The organism is Kitasatospora herbaricolor, from assembly GCF_030813695.1.
Classification (GTDB): domain Bacteria; phylum Actinomycetota; class Actinomycetes; order Streptomycetales; family Streptomycetaceae; genus Kitasatospora; species Kitasatospora herbaricolor.
Window position 1 is genome coordinate 7,980,361 of record NZ_JAUSVA010000002.1, and the last position, 18,105, is coordinate 7,998,465.

Below are 18,105 nucleotides of genomic sequence, written 5' to 3' on the forward strand. Positions count from 1 at the left end.
CCGGTCGCGGGTCGCCGCACCCCGTCCGCGCCTACGGGGTGCGGCGGACGGCGGCTACTTCTTGCGCGCGACGCCGGACCAGTAGTAGGCGGTCTCCGGGTCGGCGGTCAGCTCTCCGTCGGGCAGCCAGGCCATCACCGGCGCGACGCCCGGCTCCAGCAGTTCCCAGCCGTCGAAGAACCGGGCGACCGCCTCGCGGGTCCGCGGGACCAGGGTCATGCCGCCCTGGCGGGCGGACTCCTCGACCTGCCGCACCGCCTCGGGATCGAAGTCCTGGGTCGGGTGGGTCAGGGCGATGCAGCTGCCGGAGGGGAGCGCGTCGCGCAGGGCGGCGACCTTGCCCCAGGGGTCGTCCTCGTCGGCGATCAGCATCAGGACGGCGATCAGCAGCAGGCCTACCGGCTGCTCCAGGTCCAGGGTGGAGGTCAGCGCGGGGTCGGCCAGGAGCTCTTCGGCCCGGCCCAGGTCGGCGTGGATGTAGCTGGTACGCCCGGACGGGTCGCCGACCATCAGCGCGCGGGCGTGGGCCAGCACGATCGGGTCGTTGTCCACGTAGACGACCCGGGTCTCGGGGGCGATGGCCTGGGCGATGTCGTGGGTGTTGGGGGAGGTGGGGATGCCCGTCCCGAGGTCGAGGAACTGGCGGATGCCCTGCTCCCGCACCAGGTGGCGCACCGCGCGGCCCTGGAAGGCGCGGTTCTCCTTGGCCATCGTCCGGATGCCGGGGATCGCCTGTTCGATGGCCTCGCCCATGGCGCGGTCCGGGGCGAAGTTGGTCTTGCCGCCCAGCCAGTAGTCGTAGATCCGCGCGGAGTGCGGCTTGCTGGTGTCGACACCGAAGCGCTCCCAGTCGCTCACCTCGCTGCGGTCGCCGTCGTCCTGCTGCGCGAAAGCCTGACTTGTCGTCATTACTACTTCCTCTGGAGGCAGATCATCACACTGCGGGCCAGGGTAGCGGTCGTGGCTCGGCGGAGGGGTCGCTTGCGCCGTCCGGGTGGTGATTGGCCCGCCGGGATCCGTCGGCCGGGAGGGAGGGGCGGCGGCTGGGCAGGGATTCGGAATGTCGTCCGATCGTCAGATTTACTCGCGAAGAGTGCTGTTGGTCGCCGCCGGTGCGGCCCTGTTGTCGGTGAGCGGGTGCGGCCGCCCGGCGTTCGAGCGGGGCGAGAGCGTCGCGTGGCCCGGCACCGGGGCGTTCGGCGCCGGCCTGGACGCCGGCGCCGTCCCGGCCGGCGGCGACGGCCCCTCACCGGAGCGTCCGCCGGCACCGTCGCCGACTCCGGCCCCGTCGCCGGTGCCCGAGCCGGGCCACGGCTCCCCGTCCCCGTCCGTGTCCGCGCCGGCCGGCGGGCCCGGGCAGGGGAGGAGCATCCAGCCCGTGCAGAGCGCGAGCGCGACGGCGAGCGCCGGTTCCGGCGCGGCGCCCGCCCCTTCGCCGACCGCGCCCGCCCCGGCCCCCGCGCCGCGGGCCCTGGACCAGGCGCAGAACCGGCCGGTCAGCGAGCTGTCGGCGGCCCGGCGCGTGGTGGCGATCACCATCGACGACGGGCCCGACCCCCGCTACACCCCGGCGGTGCTCGCCCTGCTGCGGCAGTACGGGATCCGGGCCACCTTCTTCGTGATCGGGCAGAACGCCGCCGAGTACCCCTCGCTGATCCGGGCCATCGCCGACGGCGGCCACCACCTGGCCAACCACACCTGGTCCCACCCCGAGCTCCGGCGGCTCCCCGAGGCCGCGGTGAGGACCGAGCTGCAGCGCACCTCGGAGCTGCTGGAGAAGGCCACCGGCCGGGCGACGACCTGGTTCCGGGCGCCGGGCGGGGACTGGTCCCCGGTGGCGATGAAGGTCTGCTCGGAGCTGGGCCTGCGCCCGATGAGCTGGTCGGTGGACCCGTTGGACTGGGCGCGTCCCGGCACCGCGGCGATCACCTCGCGGGTGCTGGGCGGGGTGCGGCCCGGCGCGATCGTCCTCAACCACGACGGCGGCGGCGACCGCTCGCAGACCGTCGCGGCCCTGCGGGCCTACCTGCCGGCGCTGATCGAGAAGGGGTACGCGTTCACGGCGCCGCCCTGACCCCTGCCCGGCCGCCCGCCGCCCGGGGCCGCCGCCCGACGTCGTCCCCGGTCAGCGGGAGGCGGCGGCGATCGCGCCGAGCAGTTCCGTCCACGGGGTGGGCTCCAGGCCGAAGGTCTTCCGGGCGGCGGTGGAGTCCATCACGAACGGGCCCCGCAGCTGGTAGGCGGTCTCCTTGAGGGCCCGGACGGTCGGGTCGAACAGGCCGACCGCGGCGAGCACGGCGTCCGGCAGGCCGGTCACCTTCACCTGCGGTACGCCGGCGGCACGGCAGAAGTCGGCGACCACCTCGCGCTGGGTCCTGGGCTCGTTGGTCGGCACGTGCCACGGCCGGCCCCAGGCCCGCTCGTCGCCGCCGACGGTCACCAGCAGCCGGGCGGCGTCCTCGGTGTACGTCCAGCTGTGGGCGGTGTCGGGGTCGCGCATCACCTGCACGGCCCGCCCGGCCAGGGCCTTGTCGAAGACCCGGGCGTCGATGGCGCTGAGGGCGCCCGGGCCCAGGTAGTCGGAGCTGCGGATCTCGGTGGCCCGGACGCGTCCCGCCAGGTGCAGGGCGTGGGCCTCCTGCCACATCCGGGCGCGCACCTGCCCCTTCACCGAGTTCGGGTTCAGCGGTGTCTCCTCCGTCATCGGGGCGGTGACCGCGCCGTAGCCGTAGAGGTTGCCGACCGAGGCCAGCACGGCGCCCGAGCGCTCGGCGGCGACCAGCAGCGAGGCGGCCAGTGGCGGCCAGTCGGTGGCCCAGCGGTGGTAGGCGGGGCCGGCGCAGTTGTAGAGCACGGCGGCGCCGGTGGCGGCCTCGGTGAGGGCGGTGGTGTCGCCGGCGTCCAGCCGTATGTGGCGGACGCCGGGCAGCGGGGCCGCGCTCGCGCCGGAGCGGGTGGCCACTGTGACCTCCTCGCCGCGGGCGGCCAGCAGGCGGGCGGCGGCGGTGCCGACGGGGCCGGCGCCGACGATCAGGTGCTTGCTCACGGTGGACTCCTCAGGTGGTGGCGTCGGCCGGTCGGCCGGTGGGCGGGGCCCGGCGGGTGACCGCCGCCGGCTCCGGCGAGAACACCGTTCTCGCTCGACCACGAGAGTGGCGGACTGCGGGCGTCACTGTCAAGAACACCGTGCTCGTTTTCGTTCGCCGTTCTCCTTCGTGGGCGCCGTTCTCGTACACATGCGGCGTTCTCCGATGTTGCGGGTGTTCTCGCCTGCTGCCAGGATGGGCGCATGTCCACCGCGCCCAGACCGCTCACCGCCCGTGAGCGGGCCCGCATCGAGTTCACCCGGGACATCAAGGAGGCGGCCCGCCGCCAGCTCGCCGAGCACGGCGCCGCCGGCATCTCGCTGCGAGGGGTCGCCCGCGACATCGGCCTGGTCTCCGCCTCGGCGCTCTACCGGTACTTCCCCGGGCGGGACGCCCTGCTGACCGCGCTGATCGCGGACAGCTACACCTCGCTCGGGGACGCGGCCGACGCCGCGGCGGCCCTGGACGCCGGGGCCACGGGCCCGGGGGGCCACCTCGACCGGTGGGTGGCCGTCTGTCACGCCGTCCGCGACTGGGCCCTCGCCCACCCGCACGAGTACGCGCTGATCCACGGCTCGCCGGTGCCCGGCTACACCGCGCCCGAGGACACCGTCGGCCCGGGCGTCCGGGTCCCCTTCCTGATCGGCGCCCTCTTCGCCCGGGCCGCGCAGGACGGCGCCTACCGCCCGCTCGACCGGCTGCCCGTCCCGGCGGACGCGCACCGGGCGCTGCTCCCGCTGCTCGGCCGGCTGCCCGAGGGCATTCCCGACGACCTGGTGATCGCCGGCCTCACGGCCTGGACCTACCTCTTCGGCGCGGTCTCCTTCGAGGTCTTCGGGCACCGCGCCAACGTCGTCGCCGACCCGCAGTCCTACTTCGACCACGAGGTCCGCCGCCTGGGCGTCCTGCTGGGACTCGGCCCGGCGGTCCCGGAGGGCGGACGGCCCTTCGGGCCTGGCGCCTGACGCTCCGTCCTTGCGCCGCCTGGCGCCTGACGCTCCGTCCGTGCGCCGTCGCCGGCCTTCCGGCGGTCCGCCGTCCGAGGGGTCCGGGCCGGCCTCCGGCCGGACGTGCTGCGTTCGGCCCAAGCATCCGCTGCGGGAGCCGGCCGACGGCCGCCCCGCCGCTGCCGGACGGCCTCCCGGCCCGTGTGCGGGCGGCCCGGTCGCGGGATACGCCACGACAGCCGGCAGGTAAGGGGTTGATGGTCAAAACCACCGAAAAGGGTGAATCAGAAGAACCGTTTCGCCACTTTTCTGGCCCCTAGGGTGATTCTGCACCGCACCACTTGGAAAAGGATCACCTCTCATGCGTCTCCGCAACGCCGCGATCGCCGCCGCCAGCGCCGTCACCCTCGTGCTGGCCGTCCCCGGCTCGGCGAACGCCAGCTTCGGCGAGTTCCGCTACACCTACCGAGACGCCGGCGGCGAGCGGACCGGGCGGTTGGTGGGGCCGCCGAACGGAGCATGCGTCAACCTGGCGGAGGCCACCCGGGAGGAGCCGGCCCGCACGCCGAAGAACCGGACGGGAGCGACCGCGACGGTCTTCCCCGGCCCGGACTGCGCGGGTGACGGTTCGTACGTGCTGCGCCCCGGCGTCGTCGCGCCCGAGGGGTCGGCGGTCCGTTCGGTGGTCTTCTCCTGACCGCGCGGCCCCCGGACCTGGCGCACGGCTGAAGGAGCCCTGAAGGGGCCCGGCTGAGCGGGCGGGGTGGCGGGCGGCCCGGACCGGCCGGGCGGCCCGCTCCTGCACATCTCCCGCACATTTCCCACCAACCCCGGGACGGCGGCCGCTCCGGCTGCCACACTGTCGCCACCCGGGGCGGGCCCGGGCGTCAGGACCGGGGGAGTGACTGTGCGGTTTGGGCGGGCGGAACTGACCTCCCGGAGCGGCCGGATCGTGCTCGTGGTCGTGCTGCTGGCGCTGGTCGCGGCCGGTCTCGGCATCCAGCGGGCGCTGGGCGACGATCCCGCCGGGCCGGCCGCCGGGGGCGGGGCGACCGGCTCCCACCGGGTCGTCCCCGTCCCGCTGACCACGACCGGCGGCACCGGCGCGGGCTACACCCTCACCGTGCGGACCGCGATCAGCACGGTCGACGGCAACCCGGCGGCCCGGCAGGTCGCCGAACAGCTCGCGGCCGGACTGCGCCGCTCCACCGGCCTGCCCCTGCCGGTGACCGGCGACCACGGCGCCCGGGACGGCATCGACCTGGCCCTGGACCAGGCCCTGCCCGAGGAGACCGGCCCCGAGGGCTACCGGCTCCTGGCGGGCGCCGACGGAATCCGGATCACCGCCCGGACCGAGGAGGGGCTCTACCGGGGGACCCAGACCCTCCGTCAGCTGCTCCCGGCGCAGGCCGAGAGCCGCACCCCGGTCCCCGCCGACTGGACGGTCGCCCCGGTCGGCATCATCGACCGGCCGCGCTACGCCTACCGCGGCGCGATGCTCGACGTGGCCCGGCACTTCTTCACCGTGGACGAGGTCAAGGCCTATGTCGACCGGCTGTCCCTGTACAAGTTCAACCACCTGCACCTGCACCTGACCGACGACCAGGGCTGGCGGCTGGCCGTGCCCGGCCGCCCGGCGCTCACCGGGATCGGCGCGGCCACCGAGATCGGTGGCACCCCCGGCGGCTTCTACACCGAGGCGGACTACCGCGAGATCGTCCGCTACGCGCAGGAGCGGTATCTGACCGTCGTCCCCGAGATCGACCTGCCCGGCCACACCAACGCCGTGCTCACCGCCTACCCCGAACTCGACTGCTCCGGCGGGCCCGCGGCGCAGCCCTACTTCGGCAACGCGGTCGGCTTCAGCCTGATCTGCCCCACCGACGAGCGGACCTACGCCTTCACCGGCGAGGTGATCGCCCACCTGGCCGCGCTGACCCCCGGGCCGTACCTGCACATCGGCGGGGACGAGGTGAAGACCCTGGCGCCGGCCGGCTACCAGGAGTTCGTCCGCCGGGTCGCCGCGCAGGTCCGGGCCGCCGGCAAGATCCCGTTCGGCTGGAACCAGACGGCGCCGGTCGCGGGCGGGGACGGCGTCGGGCTGCTGGAGTTCTGGAGCACGGACGGCGCCGACGCGCGCGCGATGACCGCGGCCGCCGGGCGCGGCGCCCGGGTGGTCATGGCGCCGGCCGGCCGGGCCTACCTGGACATGAAGTACGACAGCGGCACGGCGCTCGGGGTCCGCTGGGCCGGCACGGTGAGCGTGCGCAACGCGTACTCCTGGAACCCGGACACCGAGCTGGAGCTGCCGGCCGGCGCGGTAGCCGGGATCGAGGCGCCGCTGTGGACGGAGACCCTGCCCGGCCTCGCCGAGGTCGACCAGATGGCCCTGCCCCGGCTGCCGGCGTTGGCGGAGGTCGGCTGGTCCGCGCAGTCCGCGCGCGACTGGGACGGGTTCCGGCTCCGGCTGGCCGCACAGGGCCCGCGCTGGGAGGCGGCCGGCTTCGGCTTCGCCCGCCGTCCGGAGATCCCCTGGCCGTAGGCCGGCTCAGGCCCGGCCCGCCCGTGGTGGCCCGCCACCGACGGCCCGCTCCGGCATGCCGGGACGGCCGGCGGGAGCGTAGCGTTGCCGGGAGGGACCACGTCCGGATCATCCGTCCGCCGAGCCGTGTCCGGGCGGCCGAGGACCCGCCCCCGCCGCGGCCCGCTGCCGTAGGAGGAGCGATGACTGTTCGGGAGCTGGACCAGGCGAAGCAGGAGGCTTTCGCCGGCCGGATGGTGCAGATGCTGAACGACGCCTGTCTGTCGCTGATGACCAGCCTGGGCCACCAGGGCGGCCTGTTCGACGCCATGGCGGACCTGCCGCCCGCCACCTCGCAGGAGATCGCGGCCGCCACCGCGCTGGACGAGCGCTACGTCCGGGAGTGGCTGGGGGCGATGGTGGTCGGCGGCGTCGTCGAGTACGAGCCCGGCGCCCTGACGTACCGGCTGCCGGCCGAGCACGCGGCCTCGCTGACCAGGGCGGCCGGGCCGGACAACATGGCCGGCCTGATGCAGGACTTCGCCATGATGGGCGAGGTCGAGCAGAGGGTCCTGGAGGCGTTCCGCTCGGGCGGCGGGGTGCCGTACTCCGCCTACCCGAGGTTCCAGGAGCTGCAGGCGGAGGAGACGAACCGGGTCTACGACGCGGCTCTGGTCGGGAGCATCGTCCCGGTCGTCCCCGGGCTCGCCGAACGGCTGGCGGAGGGGCTCGACGCGCTCGACATCGGCACCGGCCAGGGCCACGCGGTGAACGTGCTGGCGCGGGCCTTCCCGGCCAGCCGGTTCCACGGCCTGGACATCTCCGAGGAGGGCGTGGCGGCCGGCCGGGCGGAGGCGGCCGCGCTCGGGCTCGGCAACGCGGCCTTCGAGGTGGGCGACTGCGCGGAGCTGACCGGCGGGTACGACCTGGTCACCGCCTTCGACGTAATCCACGACCTGGCCCGGCCGACCGCGACCCTGGCCGCCGTCGCCGCGGCGCTGCGCCCGGGCGGGGTGTTCCTGATGGGCGACATCGCGGCCTCCAGCAAACTGGAGGAGAACGTCGGGCACCCGTTCGCGCCGGCCCTGTACACCTTCTCGGTCTTCTACTGCATGACCGTCTCGCTGGCCCAGGGCGGCGAGGGGCTGGGGACGGTCTGGGGCGAGCAGACCGCGCGGCGGATGCTGGCCGAGGCGGGCTTCACCCAGGTGGAGACCCACCAGGTGGAGGGCGACGTGCTGAACGTGTACTACGTGGCGCGGCGCTGACGGCCGCGCCACGCGGCAGGCGGCCGGCACGCCGCCGGCACGCCGCCGGCACGCCGCCGGCACGTCGGCGGCCGGTCGCCCGCGTGGCACGGCGCTTTGGCGCTGACATGACGGTGCGTTACCTATCATGAACATTTCATAACAAGGGAATGGACCGCCTCCCGCCGGGACAGGACGGAGGGCAGACCTGACGTCAGGTCCCCACCGCCCCAGCGATCCTGGAGGAAACACGTGCGCAAGAGGCTGATCGTCTCTGCCGCGGGCGCCGCCGCCCTGCTACTGGCCGTCCCCGCCGCGGCGGCCCCGACCACAGTCGGCACGCCCGGCATCGGCGACCCGTACTACCCGACGTACGGCAACGGCGGCTACGACGTGTCGCACTACGACATCCGCCTGACCTACCAGCCGGTCACCGACCGGCTGGAGGGCACCACGACCATCCTGGCCACCGCCACCCAGGACCTCACCCGCTTCAACCTCGACTTCGCCCTGGACGTCAGCCAGGTGCTGGTCAACGGCCGCCCGGCCGGGTACGCCCCCACCGGGGAGCAGGAGCTGGAGGTCACTCCGGCCGTGCCGCTCGCCAAGGGCGCCGCGGCCACCGTGGTGGTCCGCTACGCGGGCACCCCGTCCAAGGTGTCCCGCTACGGGTTCACCGCCTGGCTGCGCACCCCCGACGGCGGGGTCGCGGCCGGGGAGCCCGAGGCGGCCTGGTGGTGGTTCCCCAGCAACGACCACCCCGCGGACAAGGCCACCTTCGACGTCTCCGTCCAGGTGCCCGACGGCACCCAGGCGATCAGCAACGGCACCCTCGTCTCCCAGACCTCCCGGCTCGGCTGGACCCGCTTCAACTGGCGCCAGAACAAACCCCAGGCGACCTACCTCACCACGCTGGCCCTCGGCAGGTTCGACATCAGCACCGACACCACCCCGGGCGGGCTGCCGGTGCTCACCGCCTACAGCAAGGACCTCGGCGACAACGCCGGCGCAGCCCGCGCCAGCGTCCAGCGCACCGGCGAGGTGCTCGACTGGCTCAGCGGCCACTTCGGCCCGTACCCCTTCGGCTCGGCGGGCGGCTACGTCCCCAACGTGACCACCGGGTACGCGCTGGAGACCCAGGGCCGGGTCTTCTACAGCCCGCGGCAGTTCGCCGCCGGCTCCAACACCTCCGTGGTCGTCCACGAGCTGGCGCACCAGTGGTACGGCGACAGCGTCTCGCTGGAGCGCTGGAGCGACATCTGGCTCAACGAGGGCTTCGCCCGCTACGCCCAGTGGCTCTGGTCCGAGCACGAGAACGAGGGCACGGCCCAGGAGATCGCCGACTACGTCTACGCCCTGCACCCGGCCGGCGACGCCTTCTGGAACGTCAAGCCCGGCGACCCGGGCCCGGAACGGCAGTTCGACGCCGCGGTCTACGACCGGGGAGCGCTCACGATCCAGGCGCTGCGCAACACCGTCGGGGAGGAGGCCTTCTTCCGCATCCTCAAGGAGTGGCCGGCCGAGCACCGGTACGGCAACGCGACCATCGCCCAGTTCCAGGCGTTCGCCGAGCGGGTCTCCGGGAAGCCGCTCGGCGACCTGCTGAACACCTGGCTCTACACGGCGGGCCGCCCGGCCGCCGGGCCGGCGACGCCGCCGGCCGGAGGGGCGTCCTTCGCGGCGGCGGCCCGGCCCTCGGCCGACGCGGTGCCGGAACCGCGCTCGTGGAAGCAGATCCGGGCCACCGACGGCGTCCACGACCACGCGGAGCGGCACCCCCGCCCGTAGCCACCGCCAGTGGCCACCGCCGCCGCGAACGGTCCCGGGCGCGCCGCCCGGGACCGTTCGCGGCGGGGTCGCCGGCGTGCCGGCGGCGGTCAGGGCGTGCCGGGCCGGTCCGCCGTCACCAGGTAGTAGTCGAGCAGACCCTCCCGCCAGGCGGGCAGGAAGTTGCGCGACCAGTGCCCGGGCGGCACCACGCCGCCCGCCAGGAAGCGGTCGAAGCCGGGCCAGACCGCCGCCCCGATCGACCGTACGGCCGGGCGCGCGAACCCGGCGGCCGCCAGGGCCTCGGCGAAGCCGGTGATCGGGTGCGGGACGTCCAGCCCGTCCGCGAAGCTCTCCAGCAGCTCGCGCAGCCGCCCGGCCGCCGCCGGGCCGCTGGTGAAGAAGGTCGTCACCACCAGCCGCCCGCCGGGACGCAGCACCCGGGCCGCCTCCCGGGCGAAGCCCGGCAGTTCGGGGAAGTGCTGCGCCGCTTCCACCGAGTACACGCCGTCGAGCTCGCCGGCCTCGAACGGCAGCCGGTCGGCGGCGCCGGTCGTGTACGAGAGCCGGTCCGGGTGGGCGGCCAGCGGGCCGGCGTTGGCGGCCGTCGCCCGCGCCACCTGCTCGGGGTGGATGTCCACCCCCGTGACCGCCGCGAAGCCCAGCTCCTCGACCGCCAGCGCGCAGCCCAGCCCGCGACCGCACCCGACCTCCGCCAGCCGGCTCGCCGCCGGCTGCGGGAACTCGCCCAGCACCCTGCGGTAGAGCGCCTGCTGGCTGCGCACCCGGTCGGACCGGGTGGGCGGGCCGGCCGGCCCGACCTCGCTCCAGTCCCCGAAGTTGATGTACCCGCCGGCGAAGGGTGCCGCGGTGCTGAGGTCCTCCGGCCCGTAGACCCGACGTACCGCCGGCGGAATCCCGTCCTGGCTCACCCGAACTCCGATCTGTAGCCGCTGTTCCGCCGGCACCTGCGCCGGCGGGCGAGGAGTACGTACCCGCACGGGTGCCCCGGTGACACCGCTCGGGCGGGTGGCCACCTCCCCGGCAGGCCCGCCGTGGCCGGGGAGGTCGGCCCGGAGCGGTCGGGCCCGGCCGCAGGGGGCGGGCTCAGGCCCCCGCGGCGAGCTTGAGGACGATCACGCCACCGAGGATCGCGGCGAAGGAGGCCAGTTTCACCGCGGTGATCCGCTCCTTGTGGACGACGGCGCCGAGCAGGACCGTCCCGACGGCGCCGGAGCCGGTCCACACGGTGTAGCCGACGCCGACGTCCAGGGTCCGCAGGGCCAGGCTGAGCGTGAAGATGCCGCCGGTGGCCGCCAGCAGGGTGAGGACGGAGGGCCAGAGGCGGGTGAAGCCCTTGGTGGCGTTGGTGCCGAGGGCGAAGACGATCTCGAAGACGATGGCGACGGCCAGGTAGATCCAGGGCATGGCAGCGCTCCTTGGCTGACGAGGTCCGGCCCGGGGGAGCCCGGGTCGGGGCCGGCCGGGGCGGCCGGGCGGGCCGGGTCGGGCGGGGTGGTCGGCTCAGGCCGGGACGGCGGGCCGGGCGGCCGGCTCGGGCCCGGCCGCGGCCTGCGGGTCGTCCGTGCCGGCGCCGTCCGAGAGCTTGAGCCCGAGCACGCCGCCGATGATCAGGACGAAGGCGAGGATCTTCCAGCCGTTGACCGACTCGTGGAAGAGGAGGGCGCCGAGCACGACGGTGCCGACCGAGCCGATGCCGGTCCACACGGTGTAGCCGACACCGACGTCCAGGGTCCGCAGGGCCAGGCTGAGGAAGTAGATTCCGCCGGCCGCGGCGGCCGAGCTGAGCAGGGACGGCCCGAGCCGGGTGAACCCGTCGGTGGCGTTGGTGGCTAGGGCGAAGACGACCTCGAAGACGGAGGCGATGAGCAGGTGGATCCAGGCCATGGGAGCCGGTCCTCTCGTGGGCGCTCTATTTGCATGTGCGTGCAAGTTAATCGAGCAGCAGCATGCATGTACATGTATTCTTGTGTCAAGCCCGGCCCCGGTGGCCCGGCGCTCCGCACCGAGGAGGCACCCGATGGCAGACCCCGCCACCTCCGACCAACCACGCTCCACCGCCGCGGCCGCCCTCCCGCTGCCCGGCGAGGGCGGCTCGCCGCCCTCCGACAGCGGGATGTGGCAGCACGTCACCGCGCTGCACGCGCGGGTCGAACAGCGGCTCGCGGTCGCACTCCAGCGCCGGCACGGCCTCGGCCTGTCGGAGTACCGCGCCCTCGGCCTGCTGGCCGCCGCACCCAGGAACGAGCTGCGCATGCAGGAGCTGGCCGACCGGGTGGGCCTCAACCAGAGTTCGGTGACCCGGCTGGTCTCCCGGCTCAACGCGGCCGGCTTCACCGTCCGTGACCTGTGCGCCGACGACAAGCGCGGGATCTACACCGTGCTCACCGACGAGGGCCGCGAACGGCACGCGCAGGCGCTGGCCACCTACGAGCAGACGCTGACCACCGCGCTGGACGAGGCGGCGCGGGAGTCACCGCGGCTCGGCGCGGCGGTCGCCGCCCTGCGGGGCGCCGGGATCGCGGGCCGGGACCGCGACGCCGGGCCGCGGTGACTCCCCGGCCTCGGCGCCCCTGGCCCGCCCTCGTGATGCCACCGGCCATGGCCGGGCCGGGTCAACCGGGCCGGTCGTGACGCCGCGGAGGAGGGCCGGGCCGGGTCAGCCGGGGCCGCCCTCGGTGACGATCCGGTCGAGGACCTCGGTGTAGCGGGCCCGCCGGTCCGGCCGGGCGTGGTCGGCGGCGCGGCGGAGCGCCGGGACGGCCGACGCGCCCAGCCCCGCCAAGCCCTCGGCGGCGGCCCGCCGGACCGCAGGGTGCGGGTGCTCCAGCAGGCCGGCGACGGCCGGGGCGGCCGGCGCCCAGCCCGCCCGGCACAGCGTACGGACGGCCGTTCGCACCACCTCGGGCTGCGGGTCGTCCAACAGGACGGCGGTGAGCCCGAGATGGGTCGACCGGTCCAGCAGGGCACGGGCGGTCCGGTGGGCCCGCAGACGCACCTTGGCCAGCGGGTGCCGCAGCAACTCCGTCAGCAGTTCGAGGAGTTCGCCGTCCTGCTCCGGTCCCTGCCGCCGCCCCCGGCCCCCCTGGTGCTCGGCCAGCGCGATGAGGGCCCGCCGGATCTCCTCCGGGCCACCCGTCCGGGCCAGCTCCAGCAGCTCCCGGCGGGACGGGTGGCGCGGGCGCGCCGGCACCGCCGGGGAGCGGCCGCGCAGCGCGGCCAGGACGCCGGCGTCCCGCTCCGCCGAGCCCACGGCCCGCAGCGGGCCGTCGACCGGTCGCAGTCCGGCCGCGAGGTCCTCGCGGCCTTCGGCGTGCAACCGCCGGCAGGTCCGGGCCAGTTCGGGGGTGCGGAGCAGCGGTTGTCCGGCCAGCAGATCCAGGACCCCCCAGGCGCCGGCGGCCAGCCGGCCGTCCAGTCGCCCGGCCAGCACGTCGGCGGGGGCCCGGCGCAGTGCCCGGGTGAGCAGGGGGCGGTCGGCCGGCGGGCCGACCTCCCACCACTCCAGCAGCATCGGCAGCAGCGGCACCACGTCCCAGGGGTCGAGCCGCACCGCGAGCAGGGCGACCCGCTCCGGCCGGACGTCGGGGGCCCGCAGCAGGGCGGCGGGCAGCGAGGAGAGGGTCCGGGCCAGTTCGGGGGAGTGGGCCGGAGCGTCGACCCGGCCCCGGAGACGGGCCAGCAGCACGGGGATCCGGGCGGCCGGCTCGGGCCGCCGCAGCAGGGCGGTCGCCGCCGCCTCCCGGCGGTCCGCGGCGGGTGACTCCAGCCCGGCGAGCAGCCGGCCCCGCAGGGCGGCGGAGTCCGGCTGGTCGAGGTCCTCGGCGCGCACCGTCCGGGCGGCCGGCGCCGGGGCCTGGGCGTTCTCGGTGAGCGTCCAGGGCGGTGCGCCGAGCGGCTGCAGTTCCGTCATCCAGTCGAGCAGCGCGGCCCGGACCGGCGGACCGGCGCCGTGGTGCACCTGGATCAGCGCGTCCAGGACGTCCCGTGAGCCGGGCCGGCCCTCGGGGCGCTGCCGGAACTCCGCCAGGGCCGCGGGAGTGCCGACGGCTCCGGTCAGGGCGGCCCGCCACTGCGCCGCGCCGGTGACGAGCGCGCCCGCCCGGACCCCGGCCAGGTCCGGCGAGGTTCCCGGCTCGGCCGGTGCGTACCGTGCGGGCGGTTCGGTTCCCGGCGCGGCCGGGGCGGGCCGGGCGGACGGGTCGGTGCGGCCGAACGCCTCGCGCAGGACGGCGGGTTCGCCCCGCCACGGGTCGGGGCCGAGCCGGGCGCCGGCCAGCGCCCGCTCGACGTCGGCTCGCAGCGGTACCGCGCCGCACCGGCGCAGCAGGGCCAGCGTGGCCGGGCCGTCGGTGGGCCCGGGCGGCAGGGCGCGGACGGCCGCCGTGACGGCCTGGGCCTGTACGGCCGACAGCAGCGGGGCGGCCGTGTCGAGCGCGGCGAGCAGCTCGGGCCGGTCCCGGACGCCGGCTCCGGCCGGCTCCGCCAGCAGGACGGGGGCGAACCGGGCGAGGAGCCTCCCTTCCTCCTCCGTCCACGGCGCGGGGCAGCAGTGCAGGGCGAACCGCAGGGCCGGGCGGCGGAGCGCCGCGCTGGAGCGGGCCAGCCGGAGCCAGTCCGCGAGCAGGGACCGGTGGGCCGTCGTGGGCGCGGGGCGCGGGGTACCGGGCCGGGCGGCGATCCGTGCCGCGAGCGCGTCGTCCCAGCCGCCGCTCAGCAGGGCGTCGAGGTCGGTGTCCGTCCCGGCGCCCGCCGTCGACCGCCACCCGGCCGGTTCCCGGTGGCCGTGCCGGGCCAGCATCGCCACCAACTCCGTTTCGGTGGCGACCTCTTGCTCGGCCGCCCCTACCGCCCCGAGGCCGGTCGCGGCGCCGGGCAGGCCGTCGGGCCGGGCGGGGGCGATCCGGCCGGCGGCGATCAGGGCGAGCAACGGCGTTACCAGGGGCGATCGCCGGCTCTCCAGAGCCGGCAGCGAGCGGGCCGGCAGTACCCCGTCGAGGGCGGCCAGCAGCGCGTCCCGGGCCCGGGCCTCGCGCTGCTGCTCGGCGGCGGCGAGCAGGGTGGCCGGGTAGGCGTCCCCGAGGACGGCGCGCAGCGCCTGGACCAACAGGCCGCGCAGGCTCGGGTTGTCGGTGCCGCCGAGGTGCCGGAGCAGCGCCGGTACGGTGGCGGGCGTCCCCGTGCGGGCCAGCACCTCGGCGGCGGTCTTCCGTACGTTCATGACCGGGTGGTCGAGGCAGGCCGCGACGGCGTCGCCGGCCCAGTGGGCCCGGGCCCGGCCGAGGGCGAGCAGCGCCTGCCGGACGGTCTGCGGGTCCGGGGCGGTGGTCAGCGGGACGAGGGTGGCCGAGAGGGCCCGGGCGTCCTCGCCGGTGGCGTCCCGGGCGAGCAGGGCGATCACGTGCTTGCGGACGTGCCGGTCGCGGTGCCGCAGCAGCCGGTGGACGCGCGCCCGGGTGTCCACCGACGGTGCCCGGAGCAGGAGTTCGAGCAGGACGGCCTGTTCGGCGGCGGTGCGGCCGGGGCGGTCGAGCAGGTCGAGCGCCAGCGAGGCGGTCAGCGCGTGGCCGGCCGTCGCCCCGTCCGGGGCGTCCAGCAGGCAGACCGGCCTGATCCGGCGGCGCGCGTGCAGCCGGGCGCCCAAGGCGCCCACGGCGTCCAGGACTTCCTGCGGCACGGTCGGCTCGGCGGCGGGCCTGCCGGGTGCCGGGGCCGGCGCGGGGGCGTCGGGTGCCCGGGACGCGGCCAGGTCGGTGACCACGCGCAGCAGCAGGTCGCCGATGACGGGCAGGGTGGCGGCGCTCCCGTGGGCCGCCAGCCGGCACAGGGCGGCCACCGGGTCGGCCTGGTCCAGATGGGAGCTGAGCAGAGCGAGTTCGCGTTCGTCCGGCCCGCCGAGGTCGGCCGCGATCCGGGCCGGCAGGTCGACGGGGTCGAGCCGCTCCAGCAGGGCCCGGCGTTGCCCGGTGTCCTCGGTGAGGTGCCAGAGGAGTGCCAGGGCCTGGTGCCGGACGGCGCGCAGCGGCGCCGCGATCACGCCCGGCTCCTCGGACCCGTTGCCGCCGCCGTCCGGGTCGAGGCCGAGACCGGCCCGCAGTGCGCTGACGGTCCGGGGCCCGCCGACGGCCTCCAGGGTCTCCAGCGCGTCCGGCGGGGCGGCGGGCAGGGCGGCGAGCACGGCGGCCTCGGCCGGGGCGTGGCGCAGGGCGCGCAGGGCCCGCAGGAACGGCCGGGGGTCGGGCGCGGCGGGCAGCAGTTCGGTGACCGCCTCGCCGATCGGTAGTCCGGTGGCCCCCTGCCCGGCCAGGGCGATCAGCAGGTCGAGCCGGCGCGGCCAGTCCGGATCGTCGGCGGGCGCGTCCAGCAGCCACCGGAACATTTCCTGACGGGAGGTGAACAGGACGGTGGCGACCTCCCCGGCCGGCAGGCCGTGGTCGGCCAGGGCGAGGCCGAGCACGGCCGGCACCTCCGGCCCGGCGGCGAAGTGCCCGCGCCGGTGCAGGCCGCGCAGGCAGGTCAGGGCCGGGCCGGCGAGCAGCAGCGGGTCGCTCGCGGCGACGGCGGTGAGGGCGCCGATGTCGGCCCGCCCGGCCAGGCCGCCGAGCAGCTCCAGCGCCCGGCGGCGCAGGGCGGGCGGCAGGGTCCGGTCCTCGACGGCCCGCCGGAGCGGGCCGGGGTGCCCGTGCCGGGCGGCGGCGGTCAGCGCGGCCTCGGCCGGGCCGGGGGCGGCGGTCGCGGCGGTGGTGGTGAGGAAGGCCGCGAGCCGGCCCGCCGGCAGCCGGTCGGGCACGGCCCAGGGTTCGGCGAGTTCGCGCAGGGCCCCCGCGGCGGCCTCGGCGTCGCCGGAGTCCAGCAGGGCGGCCAGCAGGGTCCGGACCAGGGCGGGAGCCAGCACCCCGGCGTGCAGGCCCTGCCGGGCCAGCCGCAGCGCCTCGGCGTGCAGCACCCCGTCCGCACCGGCCGCCAGCTCGGCGACCAGCCGGTCGGGGCGGCGGGCCTCGGTGGCGGCGAGACCCCGGACGGCCTGGTGGAGCAGTTCGCCCGGGGGCTCCCGGCGCAGTACCGCCGGGTCGTCGAGGAGTTCGGCGCGCAGCCAGGCGAGCCGGACCGGCGCCGGCAGGCCGGCCTCCCGCCACGGCGGCCGGGGCCGTCCGATCAGCTGCGGTGCCAGGCGCCGGTACAGCCCGGCGAGCAGCAGCGCCGCCTCCGGCGGGGCGGGCGGTACGGCGGGCAGCAGCCGGGCGAGTTCGGCCCGCTCGCCGTCGGCGACGTGGTGCGCGGCGAGCCGGTCGGTGAGCAGTGCCAGCCCGAACAGCCGGACCTGCTGGTCGCCGTGACGCAGGAGCAGCTCCAGGACGGCGGGCGGGCAGTCGCGGGGGTCGAGGAGTCCGGCGAGCCGGCCGGTGTCGGCCCGGTGCAGCGCGTCGGCCAGTGCTTCGTCCGCCGGTGTGGTCATCGTCGGATGCTAACCGGGCTGTTCCGGCCCCCACCAGCGGTATTCGCGGCGCCGCGCCGCCCGGCGGCGTGGCCCCGCCGTAGCGGCCGGGTTCAGGTGAGTGTGCGTCCGCGAGTGTTGGGCGGGCGATGGTTGGGGTACCAACAGGGGGACGGCGGGCACCACCGCCTCGGCGCGGACGGTCCTTGTGGCCCGTACCCGCCGGGTCGGCCCCGCCGCTCCGCTCGTACCTTCCCGTCCCTCCCAGCACAGTCGTCCGCGCCGGGCCGCGCCCGGTGCGGCTGCCGGCCTGCCGCCGGCCCCCGACGCCCCGCGCTCCGGCCGGACATGTCGTCGATCCCCCTCGCGCCGTGGCACCGCCGTGCCCGCGCGCGCCCCGCGCCCGCCCCACCGGAACGGAGAACCCGCATGTCGGACGCCGCTCGCCGCACCGCTCGCACGGTGCTGCAGTCCACCTTGGCCCTGGCCGCCGGACTGCCACTGCTGATAGACACCGCGGGCCTGTCCCGGGCGCTGCCCGGGGTGGGGGTCGCCCTCACCGTCGCGACCGTGCTGACCAGGCTGATGGCCCTGCCGGCCGTCGACCGCTCGCTGCCGCCCTGGCTGCGGACCGCCGAACCGCCGAAGGCGCCGCCGACTTCCCCGCCACCGCCGGACGACGTGCCGCCGGAGCAGCCGTGAACCACAAGGACCCGGACGGTCAGCCGGGTCTGGGGGTGGAGGTGGCGGTCAAGCTGGAGCACATCCGCGGCATCATGGAGACCGGGTTCGCCAGGCTCAACGGCCGTCTCGACGTGGTCTCCACCCGGATCGCCCAGTTGGAGGACGAGGTCGCGACCCTGCGCGAGGAGATGGAGGCGGTGCAGCGCTCGCGCTGGCCGTTGCCTTCGCTGGCCGCGCTGACCGGCATCGGCGCCCTGGTCCTCTCCGTGGTGGTCTACCTGCAGCGTTGACGGGCCGGCCGCCCGCGGGCGGCCGGGCCTTGGGGCGCGTCGGCCGGTCGTGCGCGGGCGTGCGGCGATCTCCGCGCGCTGGGTGCAGCCGCCGTCCACTCCGGCCC

15 protein-coding genes are annotated in these 18,105 nt (G+C 76.4%); 9 read left to right on the plus strand and 6 right to left on the minus strand.

Annotation, left to right across the window (positions count from 1 at the left end):
- Positions 1–54: 54 nt before the first annotated feature.
- Positions 55–909, minus strand: a complete 855-nt coding sequence (locus tag J2S46_RS34715) for an SAM-dependent methyltransferase (protein WP_191290308.1) — start codon at positions 907–909, stop codon at positions 55–57.
- Positions 910–1,378: 469 nt separating this feature from the next.
- On the opposite strand from J2S46_RS34715, the gene J2S46_RS34720 reads away from it, so the two are divergent.
- Positions 1,379–2,074 (plus strand): polysaccharide deacetylase family protein, encoded by a 696-nt coding sequence (locus J2S46_RS34720; RefSeq protein WP_191290309.1) that lies wholly within the window; start codon positions 1,379–1,381, stop codon positions 2,072–2,074.
- Between the two features lie 51 nt (positions 2,075–2,125).
- Here the strand turns inward: J2S46_RS34720 and J2S46_RS34725 are convergent, their stop codons facing one another.
- Positions 2,126–3,046, minus strand: a complete 921-nt coding sequence (locus J2S46_RS34725) for an NAD-dependent epimerase/dehydratase family protein (protein ID WP_191290310.1) — start codon at positions 3,044–3,046, stop codon at positions 2,126–2,128.
- A 243-nt stretch (positions 3,047–3,289) separates the two neighbouring features.
- Here J2S46_RS34725 and J2S46_RS34730 point away from each other — a divergent pair, with 243 nt between their 5' ends.
- The 5 genes from J2S46_RS34730 to J2S46_RS34750 all read left to right on the plus strand — a co-directional run bounded on the left by J2S46_RS34730 (position 3,290) and on the right by J2S46_RS34750 (position 9,589).
- Positions 3,290–4,051 (plus strand): TetR/AcrR family transcriptional regulator, encoded by a 762-nt coding sequence (locus J2S46_RS34730; RefSeq protein ID WP_191290311.1) that lies wholly within the window; start codon positions 3,290–3,292, stop codon positions 4,049–4,051.
- Between the two features lie 343 nt (positions 4,052–4,394).
- The gene (locus J2S46_RS34735) at positions 4,395–4,730 is read left to right on the plus strand and encodes a hypothetical protein (protein WP_191290312.1); all 336 of its coding nucleotides are present in this window, start codon (positions 4,395–4,397) and stop codon (positions 4,728–4,730) included.
- Positions 4,731–4,934: 204 nt separating this feature from the next.
- Positions 4,935–6,575: a beta-N-acetylhexosaminidase gene (locus tag J2S46_RS34740; protein WP_191290313.1), complete on the plus strand. Its 1,641-nt coding sequence runs from the start codon at positions 4,935–4,937 to the stop codon at positions 6,573–6,575.
- Positions 6,576–6,757: 182 nt separating this feature from the next.
- Complete coding sequence (locus J2S46_RS34745) at positions 6,758–7,822, plus strand: class I SAM-dependent methyltransferase (RefSeq protein ID WP_191290314.1); 1,065 nt, start codon at positions 6,758–6,760, stop codon at positions 7,820–7,822.
- Positions 7,823–8,053: 231 nt separating this feature from the next.
- The gene (locus J2S46_RS34750; RefSeq protein WP_191290315.1) at positions 8,054–9,589 is read left to right on the plus strand and encodes a M1 family metallopeptidase; all 1,536 of its coding nucleotides are present in this window, start codon (positions 8,054–8,056) and stop codon (positions 9,587–9,589) included.
- An 89-nt stretch (positions 9,590–9,678) separates the two neighbouring features.
- On the opposite strand, the gene J2S46_RS34755 is transcribed toward J2S46_RS34750, so the two are convergent.
- The 3 genes from J2S46_RS34755 to J2S46_RS34765 form a co-directional block, all read right to left on the minus strand.
- Entirely contained in the window at positions 9,679–10,500 is an 822-nt protein-coding gene (locus tag J2S46_RS34755; protein WP_229912756.1) for a class I SAM-dependent methyltransferase, read from the minus strand.
- A gap of 175 nt (positions 10,501–10,675) precedes the next feature.
- Positions 10,676–10,996 carry a DMT family transporter gene (locus J2S46_RS34760; RefSeq protein ID WP_191290316.1) on the minus strand — a complete coding sequence of 107 codons (321 nt, stop codon included), beginning with the start codon at positions 10,994–10,996 and terminating at the stop codon, positions 10,676–10,678.
- 96 nt (positions 10,997–11,092) lie between these two features.
- Entirely contained in the window at positions 11,093–11,476 is a 384-nt protein-coding gene (locus J2S46_RS34765) for a DMT family transporter (RefSeq protein WP_191290317.1), read from the minus strand.
- 133 nt (positions 11,477–11,609) lie between these two features.
- Here J2S46_RS34765 and J2S46_RS34770 point away from each other — a divergent pair, with 133 nt between their 5' ends.
- A complete protein-coding gene (locus tag J2S46_RS34770) occupies positions 11,610–12,143 on the plus strand; it encodes a MarR family winged helix-turn-helix transcriptional regulator (protein WP_370882279.1) in 534 nt (177 codons plus the stop codon).
- A gap of 105 nt (positions 12,144–12,248) precedes the next feature.
- Here J2S46_RS34770 and J2S46_RS34775 read toward each other — a convergent pair whose 3' ends face one another.
- Positions 12,249–17,045, minus strand: a complete 4,797-nt coding sequence (locus J2S46_RS34775) for a HEAT repeat domain-containing protein (protein WP_191290318.1) — start codon at positions 17,043–17,045, stop codon at positions 12,249–12,251.
- A 408-nt stretch (positions 17,046–17,453) separates the two neighbouring features.
- Between J2S46_RS34775 and J2S46_RS34780 the strand changes: the two genes are divergently transcribed.
- Both J2S46_RS34780 and J2S46_RS34785 read left to right on the plus strand, forming a co-directional pair.
- Entirely contained in the window at positions 17,454–17,726 is a 273-nt protein-coding gene (locus J2S46_RS34780; protein WP_191290319.1) for a hypothetical protein, read from the plus strand.
- The gene (locus J2S46_RS34785) at positions 17,723–17,998 is read left to right on the plus strand and encodes a hypothetical protein (protein WP_229912757.1); all 276 of its coding nucleotides are present in this window, start codon (positions 17,723–17,725) and stop codon (positions 17,996–17,998) included. The genes J2S46_RS34780 and J2S46_RS34785 overlap by 4 nt, the downstream gene beginning before the upstream one ends.
- The last annotated feature ends 107 nt before the right edge of the window (positions 17,999–18,105 follow it).

Excerpts from the sequence above, each read along its gene's own strand:
- J2S46_RS34715 (WP_191290308.1), bottom strand. The coding sequence starts at position 909 with ATGACGACAAGTCAGGCTTTCGCGCAGCAGGACGACGGCGACCGCAGC.
- J2S46_RS34730 (WP_191290311.1), top strand. The coding sequence starts at position 3,290 with ATGTCCACCGCGCCCAGACCGCTCACCGCCCGTGAGCGGGCCCGCATC.
- J2S46_RS34735 (WP_191290312.1), top strand. The coding sequence starts at position 4,395 with ATGCGTCTCCGCAACGCCGCGATCGCCGCCGCCAGCGCCGTCACCCTC.
- J2S46_RS34745 (WP_191290314.1), top strand. The coding sequence starts at position 6,758 with ATGACTGTTCGGGAGCTGGACCAGGCGAAGCAGGAGGCTTTCGCCGGC.
- J2S46_RS34760 (WP_191290316.1), bottom strand. The coding sequence starts at position 10,996 with ATGCCCTGGATCTACCTGGCCGTCGCCATCGTCTTCGAGATCGTCTTC.
- J2S46_RS34765 (WP_191290317.1), bottom strand. The coding sequence starts at position 11,476 with ATGGCCTGGATCCACCTGCTCATCGCCTCCGTCTTCGAGGTCGTCTTC.
- J2S46_RS34770 (WP_370882279.1), top strand. The coding sequence starts at position 11,610 with ATGGCAGACCCCGCCACCTCCGACCAACCACGCTCCACCGCCGCGGCC.
- J2S46_RS34775 (WP_191290318.1), bottom strand. The coding sequence starts at position 17,045 with ATGACCACACCGGCGGACGAAGCACTGGCCGACGCGCTGCACCGGGCC.
- J2S46_RS34780 (WP_191290319.1), top strand. The coding sequence starts at position 17,454 with ATGTCGGACGCCGCTCGCCGCACCGCTCGCACGGTGCTGCAGTCCACC.